This window comes from Paenibacillus sp. sgz302164 (assembly GCF_056120505.1).
Genome location: NZ_JBVYOL010000001.1, coordinates 806177 through 812271 on the forward strand (window position 1 = coordinate 806177; position 6095 = coordinate 812271).

The following is a 6095-nucleotide window of genomic DNA, read 5'->3' on the forward strand; positions in this document are numbered from 1 at the left end:
TCCTTCTTATCGTTTTATGAAATCTCCTTCACGAAAAGACCGGCCGTTTCTCCTGTTTCAAGCCACCCTTCAAGCTACTCGAAGTATTTCTCCATCACGACATACTCCAGCCCGTCTTTGACAAACGCCTCCACCGTCTCTTTCATTCCAAACTTCGCATAAAAGCCGGCTTTATTTTTTCTGGCATTGCACCAAATCCTCCGGACATGCAGCGCTTGCGCTTCATCCATCAAAAATTGCAGCAGTTTGCTGCCGTACCCTTTGCCCTGTTCTTCCTCAAGCGTCGCGAATTTACGAAATTGTGCCGAATTCCGGTCGATAAACAGGGAAATCACGGAGAGCAGCCGTTCTTCCGAGAAAAGACCGTAATGAACCCCGTCCCGATCATCCTTCAATTTGACGAAATCCAAATCCTTGTCCGGCCACATGACCGCATGTCTTAGCTCCCACGCCATTTCCCGGCTAATTCGTTTGATGTTCATGCTGCCCCGTCCTTCGTCATTTTTTTCGTTTTCCGATTGGCCTGCCATCCATTATTATATAATCTATGAGAAAAAAGTGCATTTAGGAAAATAAAAGAAAGGGCTTCCCTTGGGCAGCCTTGGCTGCGTGTGGTGCACGGGGCGTACGGCCGCCGGTGGCGGGGCGGCCGTGGGCGGGACGGCCGATGGTGGGACGGCCGTGGGCGGGCGGCCGGGGGCGGGCCCCGGCCGGGAAGTCGGAAAGCCTGCGAAAGTGCAGGCTTTTTCGCGGTAGGCCGTCCGTTTTCGGGAAATACCTGCAATTGTGCAGGAATTCCCGATCACGGCGGGCCCGATCCCCAAATCTCAGCGAAAAAGCTGCAGATTTGCAGGAATTTTTCCTTTCCAGCGTGAGCTGTAGGCAAAAGCATGTACTTTTGCAGGCTTTCTNTTCCCGATCACGGCGGGCCCGATCCCCAAATCTCAGCGAAAAAGCTGCAGATTTGCAGGAATTTTTCCTTTCCAGCGTGAGCTGTAGGCAAAAGCATGTACTTTTGCAGGCTTTCTAGCTAGCGATGTACTATTTTGATGCCGCCAGCGGTATGGTGAGCTTTTGCAGGTTTTCTGCGCATGGGCAACAGCTAGTGTTTAGGCGGTCACAATGACAACGTTTACAACTTGTATGAGCCAATTGGTTTAGCGCTTCACAGAAACCATATACTAACAACCGCGTTTCTCCGATTCTTCAAAACCCTCCAGTCTACTCAACTCACAACAGTAGCACCTCCATCCCGGAAGTTAAAGCGTCTATGCCACATGCGCCAAATCTTATATTTTCTTGCCTGCAATGCTTCAGGCAGCTCCGGCACGATTGAATTCCGCGTATCGGCGGCACGCACGGACTTGCACCGTCGGCCCTTTCCCACTTCGGGCAGCGTCCGTTCTTTTCCGGTGCGGTGTGGCAAAGGCTGCCGCCGCGGCGCTCATCGTCGTCAATCCCGCAGATACGGTTGCGGGCCATGGCATGAATGTTCATAAATCTTGACATTTTACAGTTGTAAGCGTTTACCATTCGATTAAACTAAACTTTGAGGCTCGAGCGAGCCATCATCTTAATGAAGGAGGAATATGATTGATGAAAAGATTGTATTGGAGGTGCTTGTACGCAGTGCTCGCCTGCTTGCTGCTCACCGCGTTTTGGGCAGGGGTTCAACCTGTCCCGGCCAGCGCAGCCAGCGTCAGCATCAGCAATGGGATCGACTGGAAAGATACGTCGGGCAACCCGATCGAGGCGTACAGCGGCAATATTTTAAAAGTAGGTTCGACTTATTACTGGTACGGCGAAAAGCACTCCAACGGCACTTTCGACAAAGTCAACGTCTACACCTCGACCGACTTGAAAAACTGGACGTTCGGCAACAGCATCCTGACCAAAAATTCCGCATCGGAACTAAATTCAAGCAAAATCGAACGGCCAAAAGTCATCTATAATGCTTCGACCGGCAAATACGTGCTGTGGATGCATTACGAGAACGGAACAGACTACTCTCTCGCCCGCGTGGCCGTCGCTACGAGCAGCACGCCTGACGGCAACTTTACGTATCAGGGAAGCTTTCGGCCCCTGAATTACGAATCCCGCGATATGACCGTGTTTGCCGATACCGACGGCAGCGCCTACCTGATCACCGCCTCCAAAAAGAACGGCGGAGCCAACGACACCATGGCTATCTTCCAACTGAGCAGCGATTATACGAGCGTGCAGTCTTTTGTCGGATGGGTATATGAAAATGGCTACCGGGAAGCGCCCGCCGTCGTGAAAAAGAACAACAAATACTATTTGTTCACCTCGCAAGCTTCCGGTTGGTACCCGAATCAGGGCGGCTACTCGACCGCCAGTTCAATGACCGGAACCTGGTCGGCGCTCTCGCCGTTCGGCGATCCCGCTGCTTACAGCTCGCAAATTCATTCGATCCTGACGGTAACGGGAAGCTCCTCCACCTCCTACATCTATATGGCCGACCGCTGGAACCCGCTCAACCTGAGCGATCATCACTACATCTGGCTGCCGCTCTCGCTGAACGATGCGAGCGGAACCGCTTCGCTGGACTGGTACAGCAGCTGGAGCCTGGATGCCGGCACGGGAAGCGTGACGCTGCCCTCCTTGGTCAACCACGCGTTGGGCAAAACGGCTACCGCCAGCTCGACCGCTTCCTCCTCGTCTCCGGGCAATGCCAACGACGGAAATGCGCAAAGCTCATGGGCCGCTTCCAGCAGCACATGGCCGGCCTGGTGGCAGGTCGATTTCGGAGCGCCCAAGACGATTACGGAAGTGGACATTTCATGGTTTATGTACAAAGGCTCCGAAGGCTATTACAAGTACAAAATCGAAGTCAGCAACGACGGCGTCAACTACGCGGCCATCGACCGCACAAGCAACACGACGTACGGCTTTACGACCGATGCTGTGCATTTTACGGCGCGCTACGTGCGGATCAACCTCGTGAACGCCGTCCTGTGGAACAATCCGAACAACTGGTACACCCCGACGTTGTACGAAGTCCGCCTGTTCGGACCTTCCAACCCGGACGCCACAGGCTACAGCAGATTCGAGTCGAACAATTACGCAGGATATTATTTCAGGCACTACAACTTTGCCCTCCGCATCGACCAGAACGTATCCCCGGCGCTGGATTCGCAGTTCCGCGTCGAACCGGGTCTGGCCAATGCGTCAAGCGTTTCACTGGAATCGATCAACTATCCCGGCTACTTTATCAAACGAAACGCGAGCAACCAAATCGTCCTCCAACAATACGACGGCACCGACGCATTCAAACAGGACGCCACCTTCAACCTCGCGGCCGGCTGGGCGGACAGCTCGCAAATATCGCTCGAATCCTACAACCAACCCGGATATTACATGCGCCATTACAACTATGCGCTGCGGCTCGATCCGATCGGTTCATCAAGCACTGCAACGGATAAAAGTGATGCCACCTTCAAACGCTACAATTACTGAATGACTGATTGACAAAAGAAGCCTGTCCACAGTCTCCCCGCGGTACGGAGAGCTTGGGCAGGCTTTTGCTGGTAGAACGATCCGAAAATTAATCCTTCCGCTTGTCATATCACTACGATCAAATAACGGATGGCCTATTCAAATTCAAAATGTCAACATCCGATTCTTCCAATAAATCTTCTAATGCCTCGCTCCCGTTTTGTTCCGCGTAAACATACTCTTCTTCCGATATCGGTATAGCTTGCAACCAAGAGACATGTTTATCTTCAAAATCAAATGGAGTGAGGCTGTCGTCCCATAAAAATGGACTAACAAACATAACATGCTTCATATTTAACTCAGGATAATACATTTTTATGACATTCGGATAAATTGCACCAGGGGAACAAGAATAACCTGAATTAATTATATTAAAAGCACATGTACTAAGTAGGTTTCCAAATAATACATATTCATCCATACATGTTCCAATGAACTCAACTCTTAATGACTTGCCTTCTACTGTGTATCCAATATCATAATTATTTAAGCCTATTGTAGCAAATGTAGTTTCATTTTCATTGGGTTTATTATCCAAAATCACAATATCAATAATGCTTTCTTTTTTATCATCATAAAATCTTGATATTTTTGGGCGACCACCGTTTAAATCAGCTAAAAATTTTGCAATTTCCTTCATTTGATTTGTAACTTCCATTTTTCATCATCCTTTTATGGTCCGAAATATAAATCCGATGGGTCTTCACCCTCATATGAACGGTATCTCTTGATGCCTTGTCCCCATACTCAACACTATAGGTTACTTCAGTATCAGGAAGTTCATTGGCAAGTAGCTCTTTACATTTATGACCATCAAGATTACAAGGCTCTCTTTCAGTATAAACTCGATGAACCGTATACGTCTGCCCGTTTTTTTCTGCAGCACTTTTTTTACTTCGACTTTCCCACTCGGCTAAACCTTCAGAGTACGAACACCATCTATTTCAATATCTGCCACTACAAGATTTCTTAAGTCGAATATTTTATTTTCAACTCAATACTGTTGCGCTCTCAAACTTAAATCTGTATCTCCATACCCATTTAGTTTTATTTTGCTTTGCTGTGCCGTACTTTCCCTTGTTAGCGATGCCGCGGTAAAAAAAGAAAACCACAATACGGGCGGCTAATTCGCATTGTGGTGTTCTACGTGAATTATGTGGGTTAATCCGAGAGTTCTTTATGACATATTTAATCTTCTCTATCGTGTAATTTATTAAGAAAAGCTGTGAATGAATCTGCAACATAAAAAATATTTCTTCTAGCTGTCTTCTCTGCCTGTTCTTCGATCATACCTTCATTATTTACTAGTACAACCTTTTCCGCGGCACCTTCATGATTCCAGAATACAATTACTGGTTTCTCCTCACTCTCTTTGTAATCAAAACAGATTAAATTTCCTCCTGGATCAAAGGCAAAAGGAATCACTTTTTCTGGAAGTGTATCATTATAATCCTTAAACACATTAACAATAAATTCATCATCATCTTTATCATAAGTTATTAAAGTACCAAATACTTTTTCTTTTCCTTCTACTTCAAACAATTCTGGACTAACATGTGCTCCATTATTCTCCATCACACATTCTATATAATCTAAAGGAAAATTAACTCCTAATTCCTCGGCAACTTTTTCAACTGCTTCACGTGTTACAGGTTCATCTGGCGATCCCCATTTAACATTACTCATCTAATACCATCCCCCCACAATGAATTTCCTCCTAAATGATTAACTTTATGCGTAGTTGATACTACTAATTGCATTTTACCAGGAACCTGATGATGGTGCCAAGTTAATCCTTTTATTCTAGCCTCACCATTATAAATATCTTTAAGTTGTTTAGCAGTAAACATCTCTTTCGGAATATTGCCGCTCTTTATAGCATCTTTTAAAGCATTTGTACATGCTTTAAACTGCTTATCATCCGGTAATTTGAACATATCCTTGTCCAATTTCATTTGGATTTTCACAGCATCTCCCTTAAATATAAGAAATCCTAGGATATCATAATCCACACCTTTCACGTGCGTACCTCCTGCTAATGATTTGTCTATGTAAACTGCTCGTCAGCAGATTGCTCTTTACAGCATAATCATCGTTACAATCCCTAGATAAGTTCCAGACAGAATTAAAATTTTTTAGTCCATGACCATCTTTACTATAGTGGTCGTGCAATACATTTTAAAAGATGCGATACCTTAGCTTTTCACCATTCCTATCGGGGCGGCGTATTCTACAGTTGCGGAATTTGAAAAACCCGCAAGAAAACGAACATAACAAAAACAGGCCAATCATGGTGGTATCTGACCATAATCGACCTGTTTAATGTAACGGAATAGCGTTACTTAGGTTATAAAATTCAAGCATTTGATGTGCGTACAACCGAAATCGAGAAATCTTCATAGGGGTATTACATGGGTTAGATGTGTTATTGGTTGGATGATGGGTTCATTCCGCACTGGGTGGGGTCTATTTCATCCAATGTTGTCAGGTTAGTAGATTTTGGTATAGTAGAGGTAAACGATAGAAACGGATGATAGCGCGTGAAAAAAACGGAAAAACGGCCTTATCCCGTGTGCTTA

At 46.1% G+C, this 6095-nt stretch carries 5 protein-coding genes and 1 pseudogene; 1 reads left to right on the top strand and 5 read right to left on the bottom strand.

Annotated elements, in window-relative coordinates:
* Positions 1–74: 74 nt before the first annotated feature.
* Entirely contained in the window at positions 75–482 is a 408-nt protein-coding gene (locus AC0LWT_RS03535; RefSeq protein ID WP_474679815.1) for a GNAT family N-acetyltransferase, read from the bottom strand.
* Positions 483–1596: 1114 nt separating this feature from the next.
* Between AC0LWT_RS03535 and AC0LWT_RS03540 the strand changes: the two genes are divergently transcribed.
* Positions 1597–3477 (top strand): AbfB domain-containing protein, encoded by a 1881-nt coding sequence (locus AC0LWT_RS03540; protein WP_474679816.1) that lies wholly within the window; start codon positions 1597–1599, stop codon positions 3475–3477.
* A 118-nt stretch (positions 3478–3595) separates the two neighbouring features.
* On the opposite strand, the gene AC0LWT_RS03545 is transcribed toward AC0LWT_RS03540, so the two are convergent.
* From AC0LWT_RS03545 to AC0LWT_RS03560, 4 genes and pseudogenes are all read right to left on the bottom strand, one after another.
* Complete coding sequence (locus AC0LWT_RS03545) at positions 3596–4174, bottom strand: suppressor of fused domain protein (protein WP_474679818.1); 579 nt, start codon at positions 4172–4174, stop codon at positions 3596–3598.
* Positions 4128–4385 (bottom strand): annotated as a pseudogene (locus AC0LWT_RS03550) (nucleic acid/nucleotide deaminase domain-containing protein); the annotation flags it as partial. The gene AC0LWT_RS03545 and the pseudogene AC0LWT_RS03550, both read right to left, overlap by 47 nt.
* Before the next feature lie 319 nt (positions 4386–4704).
* Entirely contained in the window at positions 4705–5202 is a 498-nt protein-coding gene (locus tag AC0LWT_RS03555; protein ID WP_474679819.1) for an SMI1/KNR4 family protein, read from the bottom strand.
* On the bottom strand, positions 5199–5537 hold the full coding sequence (locus AC0LWT_RS03560) for an HNH endonuclease (protein ID WP_474679820.1): 339 nt from the start codon (positions 5535–5537) through the stop codon (positions 5199–5201). The genes AC0LWT_RS03555 and AC0LWT_RS03560 overlap by 4 nt, the downstream gene beginning before the upstream one ends.
* Between the last annotated feature and the right edge of the window lie 558 nt (positions 5538–6095).

What these genes read in the sequence shown, in the direction of transcription:
- AC0LWT_RS03535 (WP_474679815.1), bottom strand. Translation starts at nt 482, where the DNA reads ATGAACATCAAACGAATTAGCCGGGAAATGGCGTGGGAGCTAAGACAT.
- AC0LWT_RS03540 (WP_474679816.1), top strand. Translation starts at nt 1,597, where the DNA reads ATGAAAAGATTGTATTGGAGGTGCTTGTACGCAGTGCTCGCCTGCTTG.
- AC0LWT_RS03545 (WP_474679818.1), bottom strand. Translation starts at nt 4,174, where the DNA reads ATGGAAGTTACAAATCAAATGAAGGAAATTGCAAAATTTTTAGCTGAT.
- AC0LWT_RS03555 (WP_474679819.1), bottom strand. Translation starts at nt 5,202, where the DNA reads ATGAGTAATGTTAAATGGGGATCGCCAGATGAACCTGTAACACGTGAA.